Annotated in this window: 12 protein-coding genes and 2 pseudogenes; 6 read left to right on the top strand and 8 right to left on the bottom strand. The window is 63.2% G+C overall.

Features of this window, described 5'->3' with window-relative positions; translation table 11 throughout:
* Nucleotides 1-5 precede the first annotated feature (5 nt).
* The gene (locus FHT70_RS18200; RefSeq protein ID WP_183703680.1) at nucleotides 6-1,463 is read right to left on the bottom strand and encodes an MFS transporter; all 1,458 of its coding nucleotides are present in this window, start codon (nucleotides 1,461-1,463) and stop codon (nucleotides 6-8) included.
* Nucleotides 1,464-1,723: 260 nt separating this feature from the next.
* Between FHT70_RS18200 and FHT70_RS18195 the strand changes: the two genes are divergently transcribed.
* Together FHT70_RS18195 and FHT70_RS18190 are read left to right on the top strand one after the other, a co-directional pair.
* Nucleotides 1,724-3,226: a protein adenylyltransferase SelO gene (locus FHT70_RS18195; RefSeq protein WP_183703677.1), complete on the top strand. Its 1,503-nt coding sequence runs from the start codon at nucleotides 1,724-1,726 to the stop codon at nucleotides 3,224-3,226.
* A gap of 140 nt (nucleotides 3,227-3,366) precedes the next feature.
* Nucleotides 3,367-5,706, top strand: coding sequence for a glucose/quinate/shikimate family membrane-bound PQQ-dependent dehydrogenase (locus FHT70_RS18190; protein WP_183703674.1), 2,340 nt, complete (start codon nucleotides 3,367-3,369; stop codon nucleotides 5,704-5,706).
* 309 nt (nucleotides 5,707-6,015) lie between these two features.
* Here FHT70_RS18190 and FHT70_RS18185 read toward each other — a convergent pair.
* A pseudogene (locus FHT70_RS18185) lies at nucleotides 6,016-8,021 on the bottom strand (BTAD domain-containing putative transcriptional regulator).
* Nucleotides 8,022-8,195: 174 nt separating this feature from the next.
* On the opposite strand from FHT70_RS18185, the gene FHT70_RS18180 reads away from it, so the two are divergent.
* Nucleotides 8,196-8,435, top strand: coding sequence for a DUF1127 domain-containing protein (locus FHT70_RS18180; RefSeq protein ID WP_097599862.1), 240 nt, complete (start codon nucleotides 8,196-8,198; stop codon nucleotides 8,433-8,435).
* Nucleotides 8,436-8,463: 28 nt separating this feature from the next.
* Here FHT70_RS18180 and bla read toward each other — a convergent pair whose 3' ends face one another.
* The 3 genes from bla to dmeR all read right to left on the bottom strand — a co-directional run bounded on the left by bla (nucleotide 8,464) and on the right by dmeR (nucleotide 10,819).
* Nucleotides 8,464-9,369, bottom strand: a complete 906-nt coding sequence (gene bla, locus FHT70_RS18175; RefSeq protein ID WP_183703671.1) for a class A beta-lactamase — start codon at nucleotides 9,367-9,369, stop codon at nucleotides 8,464-8,466.
* 150 nt (nucleotides 9,370-9,519) lie between these two features.
* The gene (gene dmeF, locus FHT70_RS18170; protein ID WP_183703668.1) at nucleotides 9,520-10,527 is read right to left on the bottom strand and encodes a CDF family Co(II)/Ni(II) efflux transporter DmeF; all 1,008 of its coding nucleotides are present in this window, start codon (nucleotides 10,525-10,527) and stop codon (nucleotides 9,520-9,522) included.
* A gap of 19 nt (nucleotides 10,528-10,546) precedes the next feature.
* Entirely contained in the window at nucleotides 10,547-10,819 is a 273-nt protein-coding gene (gene dmeR, locus FHT70_RS18165) for a Ni(II)/Co(II)-sensing transcriptional repressor DmeR (protein ID WP_097599864.1), read from the bottom strand.
* A gap of 277 nt (nucleotides 10,820-11,096) precedes the next feature.
* On the opposite strand from dmeR, the gene FHT70_RS18160 reads away from it, so the two are divergent.
* Nucleotides 11,097-11,591, top strand: a complete 495-nt coding sequence (locus tag FHT70_RS18160; RefSeq protein WP_097599865.1) for a GNAT family N-acetyltransferase — start codon at nucleotides 11,097-11,099, stop codon at nucleotides 11,589-11,591.
* 43 nt (nucleotides 11,592-11,634) lie between these two features.
* A pseudogene (locus FHT70_RS18155) lies at nucleotides 11,635-12,262 on the top strand (glutathione S-transferase).
* Between the two features lie 48 nt (nucleotides 12,263-12,310).
* On the opposite strand, the gene FHT70_RS18150 reads toward FHT70_RS18155, so the two are convergent.
* The 3 genes from FHT70_RS18150 to FHT70_RS18140 form a co-directional block, all read right to left on the bottom strand.
* On the bottom strand, nucleotides 12,311-13,225 hold the full coding sequence (locus tag FHT70_RS18150) for a cytochrome c (protein WP_183703665.1): 915 nt from the start codon (nucleotides 13,223-13,225) through the stop codon (nucleotides 12,311-12,313).
* An 86-nt stretch (nucleotides 13,226-13,311) separates the two neighbouring features.
* Nucleotides 13,312-13,752 carry a cytochrome c gene (locus FHT70_RS18145; RefSeq protein WP_183703662.1) on the bottom strand — a complete coding sequence of 147 codons (441 nt, stop codon included), beginning with the start codon at nucleotides 13,750-13,752 and terminating at the stop codon, nucleotides 13,312-13,314.
* A 129-nt stretch (nucleotides 13,753-13,881) separates the two neighbouring features.
* The gene (locus FHT70_RS18140; protein WP_183703659.1) at nucleotides 13,882-14,517 is read right to left on the bottom strand and encodes a LysE family translocator; all 636 of its coding nucleotides are present in this window, start codon (nucleotides 14,515-14,517) and stop codon (nucleotides 13,882-13,884) included.
* A gap of 129 nt (nucleotides 14,518-14,646) precedes the next feature.
* On the opposite strand from FHT70_RS18140, the gene FHT70_RS18135 reads away from it, so the two are divergent.
* Entirely contained in the window at nucleotides 14,647-15,339 is a 693-nt protein-coding gene (locus tag FHT70_RS18135; protein WP_097599868.1) for a YafY family protein, read from the top strand.
* Nucleotides 15,340-15,537 lie beyond the last annotated feature (198 nt).

The following is a 15,537-nucleotide window of genomic DNA, read 5'->3' as shown; positions in this document are numbered from 1 at the left end:
GCGCGTCAAGCCTTTGTTTCTCCAGGCACCTTCATCCCTCTGGCCTTATAGCCGCTGATCTCCTCGCCAGCGGTCGGCGAGAAACGCAGATTCCAGACGGTCGCGGTGATCGAGATGAGGGTGACGACAATGAAGGCAGTAGAGAAATCGTCCAGCGACGGCGTTTCGACATTGTTGAAGGCCATCGAGCCGTGCAGCGCCAAGGCCCCGACGCAGATGCCGAGCGACAGCATCAGCTGCTGGAAAGTGGTGTAGAAGCTGGTGGCCGAGCTCATCCGCTCCTTTTCGATCTCGTCATAGGCAATGGTGTTGTAGGCGGTGAACTGGAAGGACAGGAAGAAGGCGCTGAGCACCAGGACGACGAAGATCAGCGGCATCGGCCAGTCCGGCCGAAAGGCGGCGCAGAGGGCATAACCGGCCGTGCCAAGGATGCCGTTGAGGACGAGGCTTCGGCGGAAGCCGAGCCGGCTGAAGACAAACTTCGCCATCGGCTTCATGGCGAGCGCGCCGAGCGCGGTGGCAATGACGATCTGGCCGGCTGCGGCGGCCGACAGCCCGAAGCCGATCTGGAACAGCAGCGGCAGCAGGAAGGGCTGGGCCCCTTGCGTGACGCGGGTCAGCGAACCGGCGATGACTGATGTGCCGAAACTCGCCACCTTCATCAGCGAAAAATCCATGATCGGCGAGGGATGCCGGCGGGCATGCCTCAAATAGGCAATGCCGAAGATGAGGCCGACGGAGATCAGGAAGATCGAAAAGGCGCCCTCGCCCTCATGGCTCGACATTTCGAAGCCGAAGAGCAGCGAGCCGAGCGAAATGCCAGAGAGGATGAAGCCGATCGTATCGAAGGGGCCGGCCGCCTTGCCCTTGACCTCGTCGATATAGATCGAGACGAAGATCATGCCGATAATGCCGATCGGCACGTTGATGTAGAAGATCCAGCGCCAGTCGAGATAGGTGACGATGAAGCCGCCGAGCGGCGGACCGACGATCGGGCCGATCAACGCCGGCACCAGCAGCCAGGACATGGCGCTGACCATACCCTTGCGGGCGACGCTGCGCATCAGCACCAGACGGCCGACCGGCATCATCATGGCGCCACCCATTCCCTGCAGCAGCCGCGCCAGCACCAGGAAGGGCAGCGTCGGGGCCAGCGCGCAGAGGACGGAGCCGATGACGAAGACGGCGATCGCCGCCCTGAACACTGTGCGCGAACCGAAGCTGTCGGCCATCCGGCCGCTCGCCGGAATGAAGATTGCCAGGCTGAGGAGATAGGAGGTCAGTGAGATCGACATGGCCGGCGCGCTCACAGCGAAATCGCGCGCCATGGTGGGCAGCGCGGTCGCCAGCACGGTCGCGTCGATATTTTCCATCAGCATCGCACTTGCGACGATCATCGCGATCACCCGAAAATTGGGCGCGGCGCGCCGAACCATCGGCGCCTGGTAAATCTGATCCGACATCGTCCGGAATCACTCACGGTGGCGCGGCGGAGCAGAGGAAGCAGCAAGGCCGCGGGGATGACATGGCACAAGGCCAAGGGGAGATGATCTGCTATACGCCCGAGATCATGGCGGGGCTATGGCCTTTCTGGCAAAGCAGCTTTGACGAGAGGTAAAAGCAGATCACGATTCCTTGCATCGGCATGATCTGCGTGACGGCCGACCGACCGGGCGCGCAAGACCGGCTTGCGCGCGGGCCACCCCGGCCCTACCTATGAACAATGACCTCGACCCCTCAGAAAATCCGGTCCGGTGCGGCCTTTCCGTTCGACAACAGCTATGTCGGCTTGCCCGAGCGCTTCTTTGCGCCGCAAACGCCGACGCCGGTGGCCGAGCCCCGCCTGATCAAGCTGAACGAACCGTTGGCCGCCGAGCTCGGCCTTGACGTCGAGACGCTACGCCGCGACGGCGCGGCGATCTTTTCCGGCAATCTCGTTCCGGAAGGGGCCGAACCGCTGGCGATGGCCTATGCCGGGCATCAGTTCGGCGGCTTCTCGCCGCAGCTCGGCGACGGCCGGGCGATCCTGCTCGGTGAGGTGGTCGACCGCAGCGGCAAGCGTTTCGATATCCAGCTGAAGGGCGCCGGGCCGACACCTTTTTCGCGCCGCGGCGACGGCCGGGCGGCAATCGGGCCGGTGCTCAGAGAATATATCATCAGCGAGGCGATGTTCGCGCTCGGCATTCCCGCCACCCGGGCGCTGGCGGCCGTGACAACGGGCGAACCGGTCTATCGCGAAGAGGTGCTGCCGGGCGCGGTTTTCACCCGGGTGGCGGCGAGCCATATCCGTGTCGGCACTTTCCAGTATTTCGCCGCAAGGGGCGACACAGACGGCGTGCGGGCGCTCGCCGATTATGTAGTCGACCGCCACTATCCCGAACTGAAGGCTGCCGAAGAACCCCATCTCGCGCTGTTTTCGGCAATCGCGGAGCGCCAGGCGGCGCTGATCGCCCGCTGGCTGCATGTCGGCTTCATCCATGGCGTGATGAATACGGATAACATGACGGTATCTGGCGAGACGATCGACTTCGGCCCTTGCGCCTTCATGGATGTCTATAACCCGGCGACCGTCTTCTCGTCGATCGACCAGCATGGCCGTTATGCCTATGCCAATCAGCCGGCCATCGGCCAGTGGAACCTTGCCCGGCTCGGCGAAACGCTGCTGCCGCTGATCGGCCCCGAGCCGGACGGCGCGGTCGACAAGGCCAATGCCATCATCCGCGCCTATGGCGAGCGGTTCCAAGCCGAGTGGCTTGCCGGCATGCGAAGAAAAATCGGCCTTGCCGGTGAAGAAGATGGCGATCTCGAGCTTGTCCAGGCGCTGCTGTCGCTGATGCAGGCACAGGGCGCCGATTTCACCCTGACCTTCCGGCGGCTCGCCGATCTGGCGGGCAACGACGGCGCAGAGCCCGCCTTTGCCCGGGGCTTCCGGGAACCGGAAGCCTGCACCCCCTGGCTCACGCAGTGGCGCGAGAGATTATCGCGCGATCCGCAGACAGCGGCCCAACGCGCCAGCGCCATGCGCCGCGTCAACCCAGCCTTCATCCCCCGCAACCACCGGGTCGAACAGGCGATCGAGGCTGCGGTCGAACACGGCGATTTCTCGCTGTTCGAGGCGCTGCTCACCGTGCTGTCGAAGCCGTACGAAGACCAGCCGGAATTTGCCGCTTATATGGAACCGCCGAAGCCGGAGGAACGAGTGCTGCAGACTTTCTGCGGGACCTAAGCGGCTTCAATACAACCGTACCGTGACATCCACCTGCGGCAAATGCAGCCGTTGAAAGGCATCTCCCTCGCTCTATCTGCCTGACCGGCGGACCTTTTCCGCTGATCCCCCACCGGCTAACCCACGCGGGAGACAGCCTTATGGCGCTCGTCATCACCTCCATTCTCTTCATCATCATCGGGGTTGCGCTCGGCGGCGGCGGGCTCTGGCTCATCTCGCTCGGCGGCAGCATTTTCTATCTGTTTGCCGGCCTGATGTTCGTCATCACCGCAGCGCTGCTGCTGATGCGCAAGGCGGTGGCGCTCTGGGTCTATGCGGTGCTCGTGGTCGCCGCACTCGCCTGGGCGATCTGGGAGGTGGGATTCGACTGGTGGCAGCTCGGCCCGCGCGGCGGCGTCATCATCCTGCTCGGCCTCTGGCTGCTGACGCCCTGGATCCGTCGGCCGCTCGGCTTTCGCAGCCCGACCGGCATCGTCTACGGCGCTAATCCCTGGCCGCTCGCCGTGCCGGTCATTCTCGCTATCCTCGTCGCCGTCTATTCGATGACGACGGATCCGCATGATTTGGCCGGCGATCTGCCGAAGGATGCGGTCGCCGCCAATCCAAGCTTCGGCGGTAGCGTGCCGGACGGCGAATGGCACCAATATGGCCGCACGCCGTTCGGCCAGCGCTATTCGCCGCTCGACCAGATCAATGTCGAGAATGTCTCCACCTTGAAGGAAGCCTGGCGGTACCAGACCGGCGACGTCAAGCGGCCGGAGGATATCAGCGAGACAACCTATCAGGTGACGCCGCTGAAGGTGAAGGACACGCTCTATCTCTGCACGCCGCATAACTGGGCGATCGCACTCGACGCCAAGACCGGCAAGGAGAAATGGAAATACGACTCGAACTCGGGCATGAATCCCAACCGGCAGCACCAGACCTGCCGCGGCGTCACCTATTATGCCGATCCTGATGCCGCCGCCGGCGAGCCCTGCGCCGAGCGCGTCTACCTGCCGACCTCAGACGCCCGGCTGATCGCGCTCGATGCGGCCGACGGCAAGGTCTGCACCAGTTTTGCCGATCAGGGCGTGCTGCATCTCGAAACCGGCATGCGCTTCAATCCGGCCGGCTATTATTATTCCACCTCGCCGCCGGTCGCGGTGGCCGGCAAGATCATCATCGGCGGGGCGGTGAACGACAATTATTCGACCGAGGAGCAATCCGGCGTCATCCGCGCCTTCGACATCAAGACCGGCGCACTGATCTGGAACTGGGATTCCGGCAATCCCGACGTGACGACGCCGATCGCCGACGGCCAGACCTACACGACCAACTCGCCGAACAGCTGGTCGGTCTTCAGCGTCGACGAGGCGCTCGGCATGGTCTACATCCCGCTCGGTAACCAGGTGCCCGATCAGATCGGCATCGGCCGCAGCGACAATGTCGAGAAATTCTCTTCTTCGATCGTCGCGCTCGATATCGCCAGCGGCCAGCTGCGCTGGGTGCGCCAGACGGTGCATCATGACCTCTGGGACATGGACGTGCCGGCCCAGCCGGCGCTCATCGATCTGACCAAGCCTGACGGCAGCGTGGTTCCCGCCCTCGTCGGCCCGACCAAGCAGGGCGATCTCTATGTGCTCGACCGGCGCAGCGGCGAGCCGATCATCCCGACCAAGGAGATTCCGGCGCCCGGCGGCGCAGTTTCGGGCGATCATACGTCGCCGACGCAGCCGATCTCCGACCTCACCTTCACGCCCGAGCCGCTTCGGGAAAAGGACATGTGGGGCGTATCGCTGTTCGACCAGCTCCTCTGCCGCATCGACTTTCACCGCTACCGCTACGAGGGCCGCTACACGCCGCCGTCGCTGAAAGGCACGATCGTCTATCCCGGCAATTTCGGCACCTTCAACTGGGGTTCGGTGGCTGTGGATCCGGAGCGGCAGATCATGTTCGGCATGCCGACCTATCTCGCCTTCACCTCGCGCCTGGTGCCGGCCGCCGACATTCCGCCGCGAGGACAGGACGAGAAGGGCAGCGAACAGGGGCTCAACCGCAATGACGGCGCACCCTACGGCGTCTTCATGGGTCCCTTCCTCGGACCGCTGCAGATCCCCTGCCAGGCGCCGCCATGGGGCTATGTCGCCGGAGTCGACCTGCGCACCGGCAAGATCGCCTATATGCACAAGAACGGAACCGTCCATGACATGACGCCGCTGCCGCTGCCCTTCAAGGTGGGCGTGCCCGGCATCGGCGGGCCGATGCTGACCAAAGGAGGACTCGCCTTCCTCGGCGCGGCGGTCGACAACTACCTGCGCGCCTATGACGTGACCAACGGGCGCGAGCTCTGGCGGGCGCGGCTGCCGGCCGGCGGCCAGGCGACGCCGATGACCTATACGACCGACGACAACAAGCAATATGTCGTCATGGTCGCCGGCGGCCACGGCTCGGTCGGCACCACGCCCGGCGATTACGTGATCGCGTATACGCTACCGTGATGGGAAATCTTCTCGCGAGCTCCATGCGGCCGCCGCATGAGCCCCACGGAAAGTGGAGCGTTTCGATCACCCGCGTTTCCCTCACATTCCGTCATCGGCGGGCCTGACCCGGCGATCCATGCTGCGGGCGCCGACTGGAGAGGTGACGTCCGGCGAAACCCACCCTGAAGTCAGGTGCATGGATGCTCGGGTCAAGCAAAAAGCGGATGCCGGGAGCCTCTATCGCCGGCCTCGGCGACATAGTCGGCGGCACGACGGGTACCAGCGGAGCGGAAAGCGAATGGGGCAGAGGTCTCCTTCGCCGCATGCCTACTCCGGCAACCCCGCCATACGAAGCGCCTCTATATAGCGGTTGCGGTCATCCGGTCGCCGGAACGGTGGGAGAATATCGGCGAGGTTCGAAAGCCGAAGCGCCGGATCCAGCAAGCGCAGGCGCGCAATCGTTTCCCCTGCTTCCGCTTTCCGCCCGGCCATGGCTTGGCCCGCCGCCATCACCCGCATCGCGCTGGGGTAATTCGGCTGATGGCGCAACGATTTTGCGGCCCAGACGGCGGCGTCCTCGTAACGACCGCGCAGAAGTGAGCCAGGCCGGTGTTGAACTGCCAGGCAAACAGGCGCGGATCCACGGGGCTCAGCCTCATGGCGAGGGCAGCATGTTCGACGGCCTTGTCCGGCTCGCCGAGGCAGGCTCGCACCCAACTGCTGACGCCCAGGGCAACGGCCAGGTACGGGTTGAGGAAGAGCGCGCGATCGATGCAAGCCGCGCTGTCATCGAGGTCGCCGCCGACATAACCGAGCACATATCCGCCATAGGCGAGCGCGACTGCATCGTCCCAGCCGAGTTCGACGGCTCTTCTCGCCAGTTGGGTCGCCTCGGCAATTTCGTTGGCCGGATCGATCATCCAGCCATTGCTCTTGCGGGTCGCGTAGCATCGCGCCGCCCGGGCGTGGGCGATGGCAAAATCCGGATCGCGGTCGATTGCCTTCATGAATAGCCGCAGAGCCTCGTCGACGACTGATCTATTGGTCACCGTCCGGTCGAAGGCCGCCAGCCCGCGGAGATAATAGTCATAGGCGTCGAGGCTCTCGGTCGGCTTGCGTTTAGCCCGCTCGATCTCCGCCTCTTCCACTTTCGGCGTTATTGCGCCGACAATGCTGGATGCGACCTGATCCTGCAGATCGAACAGGTTCGCCAAAGTTCCGTCAAAACGGTCTGCCCAGAGATGCGCGCCGGTCGAGGTGTCGATGAGTTGTCCGGCGATACGAAGCCGGTCGCCCGCGCGGCGCACGCTTCCCTCGACCACATAGTCCACGTCCAGCTCGCGCCCGACCCGCTTTATGTCGACGGCCTGCCCCTTGTAGGTGAAGCTCGAATTGCGGGCGATGACATAGAGGTGACGGAACTGCGCAAGAGCGATGGTGATATCCTCCACGATGCCGTCGGCAAAATATTCCTGCTCCACATCGCCGCTCAAATTCTGAAACGGCAACACCGCAAGGGATGGCCGATCATGATGTTTCGTCGGAGCGGAGAAGACCTGCAGCTGCGGCTCGACTGCGGCCGCGGCCCGCCGATCACCGGATCGCTGCCGCGGTTGCAGCGAGGCAGCCAGGGACGATGTCTCCGCATCGGGTTCGACATCCAGATGCTTCTTCAGGAGAGCTCGGCAGGTCTCGAACTGGCGCAAGGCCATGTTCTCGTGGCCGCGGAGAGTGTGGATCCGCATCAACGCCCTGTGAGCACCCTCCGCCGTCGGGTCAGAGGCGAGAAGCCTCTCGGCAAGCGCTTCACAGGGCGGTTCTTCCGCGGAGCCTGCTTCCAAGAGGGCAAGGCTCAAACGTTCCACGAGCTGCAGCGCCTTGCGCTGATATGTGCTTCGGTACGGTGCGAACCACTCAGCCAATTCATCCGGAATGGACTCGCCTTCAAGCAGATCGCCGCGGTAGAGATCCGCTGCGGAGGCGAGATCTGCGCTCGCCCCCGTCCCCAGCTTCCGGTCGAAGAGCGAAATGTCGGCTTAATCGGGATCGACGAAAAGCGCCACCGTCTCCTGATCCCCTTCGATAGAGACGGTGGCGTCACTGCTCGCCGGGAACGACCGCCTGATGTCGACCAGCGCCTGCCGCAAACTATTGCGGGCCTGCTCATTACCTCGTCCCGGCCAGAAGGCTTCGGACAGCACCTCCCTGCGGCAGCCGCGGCGGCCTGCCAACGCCAGGGCAGCAAACAGCAGCGACGTCTTGCGCGTGGCGAAGCGGACTGGCCGGCCTTCTCCGGAGATGACCTCGAGACCGCCTAGCAACCTGATGCGCATAGAAAGCCCCCAGACTTTGAACCGCCGCTCGCAGAATAGCATTTGGGAAGACGGATTTAACACCGATTTAGCGGCGGCTTGTCGAAGTTTTCTTCCCGGTTCACGCTCAGCCGAACAGGCCGAAAACGCTCGTATGGCAGATTTCCACCCGCACATCACAAGTGGAGATCGGAAATGGCTCATACGGAAACACAGCCCATCGTCAGCGCGCCGACAAACCAGGTGGCTGGCCCCATGAACATCATCGCAAAGCTGATCGCTGGCCTGCAGGCGTGGCGACGGGCGGTCGTGAGCCGGCAACGACTGGCCGAGCTGACACCCGATCAGTTGAGAGACATCGGTCATCCGGAGGCCAATCGGCCCGTGCTCGAAATCAAAGCGGGCCTGATCACGAACTTGATGTCGATGCGGTAATCAATTGCTTCTGAAGCGATTTAACACATCACACCATCTCGGTGATCATCCTGCCGACTTCGGCAAAGATCGGGTTGAGATCCTTCATCGGCGCCGTCGCTTCGGCGATATAGACGGCAGCGACGATCGGCCCACGGTCCGGCGGCCAGATGACGGCGATGTCGCCGAGGGAGCCGTTCGGGCCGGTGCCGGTCTTGTCGCCGACCTTCCAATCGGCAGGCAAGCCGGCCCGCAGCCTTTCCTTACCCGTGGTGCTCGCCACCAGCCAGGCGATCAGCTTGTCGCAAGAGGCCCCGGTCAACACCGAGCCGAGCGTCAGATTGCCGAGCGTATCGAGCATCGCATCCGGTGCCGTGGTGTCGCGCGGATCGTCCTTGCGACCCTCGTTCAGTGTCGGTTCGGTGCGGTCGAGACGCGTGGTGCCGTCGCCGATCGAGCGCAGCCAGTCGGTCAGTGCCGGCGGGCCGCCGAAACTTTCGAGCAGCAGGTTGCCGGCGGTGTTGTCGCTGACCGTTACCGCCGCCTCGCAGAGTTCGGCGATCGTCATGCCGTCGGCACCGGCGTGTTTTTCGCTGAGCGGCGAATAGTCGACGAGCTTGTCCCTGCCGTAGGTCACCCGGCGCTCGAGGCTCTCCTGCCCCTTGTAGACGCGGGCAAGGACGAAGCCTGCCGCCAGCGCCTTGAAGGTGCTGCACATCGGAAAAGCTTCGCTGCCGCGATAGCCGAAGGAAATGCTCGTCTGGGTGTCGAGCACCGAGACGCCGAGGCGTCCGCCGGTGCGCTTTTCCAGCGCGGCCAGGCGACGCTCGATATTGTCGTCGCCCTCCCCCGCAGTTTCCTGTGCATTGGCCGCAAGCGCCAGCGTGGACAGGCCCAAAGCAGGCAGGCAGAGTGCCGAGCCGATCAGCATGCGGCGAGTAAGGCTGGGATCCATGAATTCCTCCGACGATTCGGAGAATAGAGCTAAGGACCGATTGCGGCGGCATCTCGTCCCCGCCGCAACTTGTTGTCGGCCGCTGCAACCTTGTTGTCAGCCGCTGCACCCTTGTTGGGTAGCAGCGATTTCGTTCTCCGCCCGCAGCAATCAGGCGGCGCGCGTGACCTCGACCGTCACATGCGACAATTCTTCCAGCGCCGAAAGCCTGTCCTTGTAAAAGGCCGGATCGCGCGGCTGCGAGGTGACGACCGCGACGATCGCTGCATGATGGCCGGGGCCGACCTGCCAGACATGCAGGTCGGTGATCCGATCCTCCTCTGTCTCGATCGCCTGGCGGATTTCGCCCGGCAGGCTCTCGCCTTCGGGCATGATGTCGAGAAGGACGCCGCCCGACGATTTCAGCAGGCTCCAGGACCAATTGGCGATGACCAGGCCGCCGACGATGCCCATGATGGGATCGAGCCAAAGCCAGCCATAGAGGCTGCCGAGGGTGAGCGCCGCGATGGCGAGCACTGACGTGAGCGCATCGGCCATCACATGCAGATAGGCGGCGCGGATATTGTTGTCGCCGGCCTCTGCGTGATGGTGGGCATGGTCGCCGTGACCGCCATGGCCGTGATGGTGTGCGTGGTGCCCATGCGCGTGATGGCCATGCGCGTGCGCATGATGTCCATGCGCGGCATGACCGCCGCCGGCCAGCAGCCAGGCGCTGGCGAGATTGACGGCAAGGCCGATGACCGCGACGGCGATTGCCTGGGCAAAGCCGATCGGCACCGGATTGGTGAGGCGCAGCAGGCTCTCCCAGGCCATCAGCAGGGCGATCAGGGCAAGGACAATGGCGCTGGCGAAGCCGGCGAGATCGCCGAGCTTGCCGGTGCCAAAGGTGAAGCGCGGATTGCGCGCCTGCCGGCGGGCAAAGAGATAGGCGAGCGCGGAAATAAAAAGTGCGCTGGCATGGGTCGACATATGCCAGCCATCAGCGACGAGGGCCATGGAGCCGTAGACGGTGCCGGCGGCGATTTCCGCCACCATCATCACCGCCGTCAGCGCAATCACCAGCCAGATGCGCCGCTCGTTGCGCAAATGATCGGCGCCGAGGAACACATGATCGTGTTCGAGGGCTTTCACTTCGACTTTCCCGATCCCGGCATTCATTCCCAGGGTCCTTCTCTCATCAGCGGATATAGGTTCTCAGCACTTCAGATATTTCTTCGACCGCCTCGGCCCGGGCTCTGTCGTCCTCGGCATTGAGCACGTGCTCGCGCAGGTGATCATCCAAAACCTCGCCGGTCAGCCCGGTCAGCGCGCCCCGAATGGAGGCGAGCAGTTGCAGGATTTCGCCGCAGGGGCGTTCAGCCTCGAGCGCCCGCTCGACCGCTTCCAGCTGCCCCTTCAGGCGGCTGACGCGGGCAATAAGCTTCTTCTTCTGCAGGGTGGTGTGAGACATCGCAAACCTTCAGGTAGCATAGGGGGGTATCCTATTGATGTTCTCGGCTGGATTCAAGGTCTGAGATGTTTCAACGTCACGCGCTCACGCCATTGACAAATGCCGCATTTGCGGCGATGGATGCTGCATGATCAAGAACGTGCACCAGAGCCGCTCGTATTTTTGGCTGTACCTGTAAAGGGCGGCCGGACAGATCATATTGTCAACAAGCCGCCGTCAGGCGGCTTTGTTGTATCGGCAGCGTCCTGACGGCAGATTATCAAAGGACGCGAAGACCATGACTGAAATCGAAGACAGCGAAATTTCACTGATGCGCCCATCGGTGGTGACGATCCGCACCGCCAAACCGCGCGATCTGCCTGAGCTCAACGAGATGATTGCGCTCCTTGCCGCCCATCACGGCGATGCGGCCGCGACAACGCCGGAGCAATTGGAGCGCGACCTGTTCGGCCCGCTGCCCTGGATAACCGCGCTTGTGGCAGAGACCAGCGAAGGGCTGATCGGCTATGCGATTCTCGTGCCGCTCTACAGGGCGCAGGAAGGCAAACGCGGCATGGACCTGCACCATCTCTTCGTGCGCGACGGCCATCGCGGCCACGGCACCGGTCAGCTGCTCGTCGACCGCGCCCGCGAGACGGCGCGCAATGCCGGCTGCGGCTATCTCTCCGTCAGCGCCGCGACCGGCAATGTGCTCGCCCACCGCTTCTACGAACAGATGGATTTCACGCCGAGGCCGGTGACCGGCATGCGTTACATGCAGTCGATCGCCTAACCCGAGCCGCGGGTCTAAGTCTGTGTCTTTATGAGGAGATTTCATGCCTGACTTCAAACTCCATTGTTTCGCTCTCTCGGGGAACGCCTACAAGGTCGCCCTCTTCTTTGCCCTTGCCGGCATCGAGTGGGAGAGCATTTTCGTCGATTATCTCGGCGGTGAAACGCGAACCGAACAATGGCGCGAAACCATCAACGAACAGGGCGAGGCGCCCGTGCTCGAACATGGGCAAACGAAGATCAGCCAATCGGGGGTTATCCTCGACTACTTGTCAGAGGTGACGGGGCAGTTCGGGGCGCAGTCAGCCGAAGAACGGCGCGAGATCATGCGTTGGATCCTTTTCGACAACCATAAATTCACGAGCTATTACGCGACGTTGCGGTTCATCTATGGCCTTCAGAAGAGCGGCGAGACGCCGGTCGTCGAGTTTTTGAGGCTGCGGCCAAGGCTGCCTATGCAATTGTCGACGGCCACCTTGCCCACCGAGCCTTTATGGTCGGCAACCGGCTGACAATCGCAGACCTCTCCTTGGCAGGCTACGTCTTCATGCCGGAGGAAACCGGGATCGATCACAGCGCCTATCCGGCGATCGCAGCCTGGAAAGACCGGATCAGCAGCATGCCAGGCTGGCGCCACCCCTATGATCAATGCCGGGTCCCACCTCGCTTTAAACAATTTGAACAAGCGTCCTCGTCCGTCCGAATGGACGCACCGCCGCTTTAACGTCCCGGCACGGCCTTGAGATAGGCGGCGATCGCCTCGCGGTCGGCAGCCGGCAGGCGGGCGATATTGTGCTGCACATCGACCATCGAACCGCCGACGGAATCGAAATCGGGCGTGAAGCCGGTTTCGAGATAGTTGGCGATATCCGCCTCGCTCCAGTTGCCGATGCTCTTCGAAGCTGGGGTGATATCGGGTATGCGCCCCTTCCCCTCCGGATTAGGCGCGCCGGCGAGCCACAGATCGGCCTGGAAGCCGCCGAGCGCGTCACGCGGCGTGTGACACTCACCGCAATGGCCGGGGCCTTCGACGAGATATTGCCCGCGCTTGATCTTGTCGTCGCTCTTGGCGAGCGCGACGCGCGGCTGATCGTTAAAATAGAGGAATTTCCAGCCGCCAAGCGCAAGGCGGATATTGTAGGGAAAGGGCAGTTCATGCGCGGGGGCGACGTTGGCGCTCCTCGGCAGGGTCTTCAGGAAGGCGAAGAGATCGTTGACGTCCTTGTCGCTCATGCGGGAATAGGAACCATAGGGAAAAGACGGGTAAAGATGCTCTCCGTCCGGACCGACGCCCCGCTTCATCGCATTGCCGAATTGGGCGAGCGTCCAGGCGCCGATGCCGGCCTTTTCATCCGGCGAAATGTTCGGCACGTGGAAGGTGCCGAAAGGGCTCTTCAGCGCCAGACCGCCCGCCAGCGTCAGCCTGGCATCGCCTTCGGAACCGGGTGCTGAATGACAGCTGACGCATCCGCCCGCCCAGAAGACCATCTCACCGTTTACCGGATCCGGCGCGCCGAGACCGGCCCAATGGCTCTCCGGCAGCGGATCGGGCGCGGTAACGACATAGACGGCGCCGCCGCCGAGAAAGGCGACGCCGATCAGACAGAGCAGTAACCGGATGAACCTGCGGACCATGCGCCGCCTCCCCTGTTGCCGACGTGACCCGCCGTCGATCGCAAATCAGACGATCCGCGCCGGCGGAAATTGCTCAGGCCGGGCTATCATTCCTTAATACGATAGGCCTTGTGACAGCCACCGCAATTGGCGCCGAGCGTATTGAGCGCGGCACCGACACCGGCGGCATCGGCCGGGAGCTGAGCGAGGGCGGTTTCCGCGTCGGTCGAGAGCTTTGCGGCGCGCGCCTTGAAGTCGTCCATGTTTTCCCAGACCTTCGGGCTGACCTCGGGATCGTTCTTATCGCTGCCCGGCTTGAACTGATCGGGGAAGACCTTGGCGGTGGCGGCGATCGTCGTCAGCGCCGACTTTACCGTCTCGGCATCATAGGGCTTCTCGCCCTTGGCGATGGCGGCCATGGCGCCCGCCGAGCCGCCGATCTTCTTCATCAGCGCAATACGCGAATCATGGGTACCATCGGCGGCGGTCACCGAACCGAAGGCGATGGCGGCGATCGCTGCGGCGGCAGCTACTGCTTTCCAATTCATATTTCCTCTCCGTTTTCTTGAGGCCAGGGCGGCCGCTGGCCAATCTGCACCGGCAGCATGACAAAATCCATGCGTCCAGGCAGTCACGTTTTGCCGGAGGGTCATAAAAACAATGTGATAACCGGCGGCTCAGGCGGTTTTCCAGCCTTGCCACAGGCTGAAGGCGGAGACCGCAACCAACAGCAGTCCGGCGCAGCGGCCGACAAAGGCCGTGGCGTCGGGATTTGCCACCAGCAGATCGCGGCTGCGGCCTGCCGTCATCGCCAGCGTTCCGTAAACGGCAAACTGCGTGACGACGGTCATGGCGCCCATGATCAGCCCCTGCAGCCAGATCGGGCCATATTCAGGCTTGAGAAACTGCGGGTAGACGGCGAACATGAAAATATAGGCCTTGGGATTGACGAGACATGTTACGGCGCCCTGGCGGAAGGCGCGCCAGCCGGAGCGCGCCGTCGCCGGTCCGACCGCCCCGACGGTGATCGAACTGCGCATCAGCGAAACGCCAATCCAGATCATATAGGCGACGCCGGCAAAGAGCAGCAGGTTGAAGAACTGCGGCAGCATGGTGACGAGCACGCCGACGCCGGCCGCACCATAGGCCGAATGCACGGCACCGCCCGCCATGATGCCGCCCGTTGCCGCGAGCCCCCGCCTGATACCGCCGGTCAGCGCGTTGGCAAGCACGAAGAGCATGTCCATGCCCGGCACGATGATGATGCCGAAGAGAAGGGTAAAGAAGAGCCAGAGGTTTTCATGGTAATTCATGTCAGTTGCCACCTTCAGTTCCACGGGCCATTTTCAAAAGACACCGATTGATTTCAATCCGATAGGCGGCTCTATACGCAAACCCAACTGACAGTGTATTGTCAGGAGCGTGAGAAATGGAGTGGCAAAATGCGCAAGGCCTCGCGGCTTTTCGAGATCATTCAGATCCTGAGGCTCGCCAGAAAACCGATGACGGCCGCTGTCATGGCCGAGACGCTCGAAGTGACCGTGCGCTCGATCTATCGCGACATTGCCGCCCTCCAGGCAATGCGGGTGCCGATCGAAGGCGGTCGCGGCATCGGCTACATCATGCGGCCGGGCTTCGACCTGCCGCCCCTGATGTTCTCGATCGAGGAGATGGAGGCGATCGTTCTGTCGCTGGCGCTGCTCGAACGCACGGCCGACGAGGAGCTGAAGCAGGCCGCCCGCAGGGTCAACCAGAAGATATCAGGCGCCGTGCCGGGGCCGCTTCGTGAGGCGATGAACAGCAAGGCGCTTTATGCCTGGGGCTCGACCGCGCAGCCGGCTGCCATCGACCTTGCGGTCGTGCGCCGGGCGATCCGCGACGAACGCAAGCTGATGCTCGCCTACCGCGACGAACTCGGCCGCGCCAGCGAACGGACGATCCAGCCGATCGCGCTGATCTATTATTCGCAGACCGCCAATATCGTCGCATGGTGCGAGTTGCGACAGGCGATCCGCAATTTCCGCAGCGACCGGGTGGAGGGTTGCGAGGAGGCCGACGATTTCTTCAAGGGCGACGGCGACCGGCTGCGGGATTTGTGGACGAGCGGGTGGACGGAGAAGGCTGTGTCTGCGTGAATCAGCCGCATGGCCGATCATCGACGCTCACATGCGCGTCGACGTGCCCCTCATCCGCCTGCCGGCACCTTCTTGGATAAGAAAAATGTAGGATATTGATGCTTGCCGGGCGGGTGGCCGCCCGCCCGGCAGCTGGTTGTCGGATCGTCACCTTCTTAGCCGTTTGGGGCTGTGGGGAGCAGGATCGCAACCGGCTCT

The sequence above is a fragment of the Rhizobium sp. BK049 genome, assembly GCF_014193135.1.
In the GTDB taxonomy this organism is placed as follows: domain Bacteria; phylum Pseudomonadota; class Alphaproteobacteria; order Rhizobiales; family Rhizobiaceae; genus Rhizobium.
Note: the sequence above shows the minus strand (reverse complement) of the source record. Positions and strands in the feature narration are given on the sequence as shown.

Bases quoted from the DNA above. Each gene is read 5' to 3' on its own strand.
- dmeR (WP_097599864.1), bottom strand. From the start codon at position 10,819: ATGTCTCACACCACCCTGCAGAAGAAGAAGCTTATTGCCCGCGTCAGC.
- dmeF (WP_183703668.1), bottom strand. From the start codon at position 10,527: ATGAATGCCGGGATCGGGAAAGTCGAAGTGAAAGCCCTCGAACACGAT.
- FHT70_RS18135 (WP_097599868.1), top strand. From the start codon at position 14,647: ATGCGCAAGGCCTCGCGGCTTTTCGAGATCATTCAGATCCTGAGGCTC.
- FHT70_RS18195 (WP_183703677.1), top strand. From the start codon at position 1,724: ATGACCTCGACCCCTCAGAAAATCCGGTCCGGTGCGGCCTTTCCGTTC.
- FHT70_RS18200 (WP_183703680.1), bottom strand. From the start codon at position 1,463: ATGTCGGATCAGATTTACCAGGCGCCGATGGTTCGGCGCGCCGCGCCC.
- FHT70_RS18190 (WP_183703674.1), top strand. From the start codon at position 3,367: ATGGCGCTCGTCATCACCTCCATTCTCTTCATCATCATCGGGGTTGCG.
- FHT70_RS18160 (WP_097599865.1), top strand. From the start codon at position 11,097: ATGACTGAAATCGAAGACAGCGAAATTTCACTGATGCGCCCATCGGTG.
- bla (WP_183703671.1), bottom strand. From the start codon at position 9,369: ATGGATCCCAGCCTTACTCGCCGCATGCTGATCGGCTCGGCACTCTGC.
- FHT70_RS18140 (WP_183703659.1), bottom strand. From the start codon at position 14,517: ATGAATTACCATGAAAACCTCTGGCTCTTCTTTACCCTTCTCTTCGGC.
- FHT70_RS18150 (WP_183703665.1), bottom strand. From the start codon at position 13,225: ATGGTCCGCAGGTTCATCCGGTTACTGCTCTGTCTGATCGGCGTCGCC.
- FHT70_RS18180 (WP_097599862.1), top strand. From the start codon at position 8,196: ATGGCTCATACGGAAACACAGCCCATCGTCAGCGCGCCGACAAACCAG.
- FHT70_RS18145 (WP_183703662.1), bottom strand. From the start codon at position 13,752: ATGAATTGGAAAGCAGTAGCTGCCGCCGCAGCGATCGCCGCCATCGCC.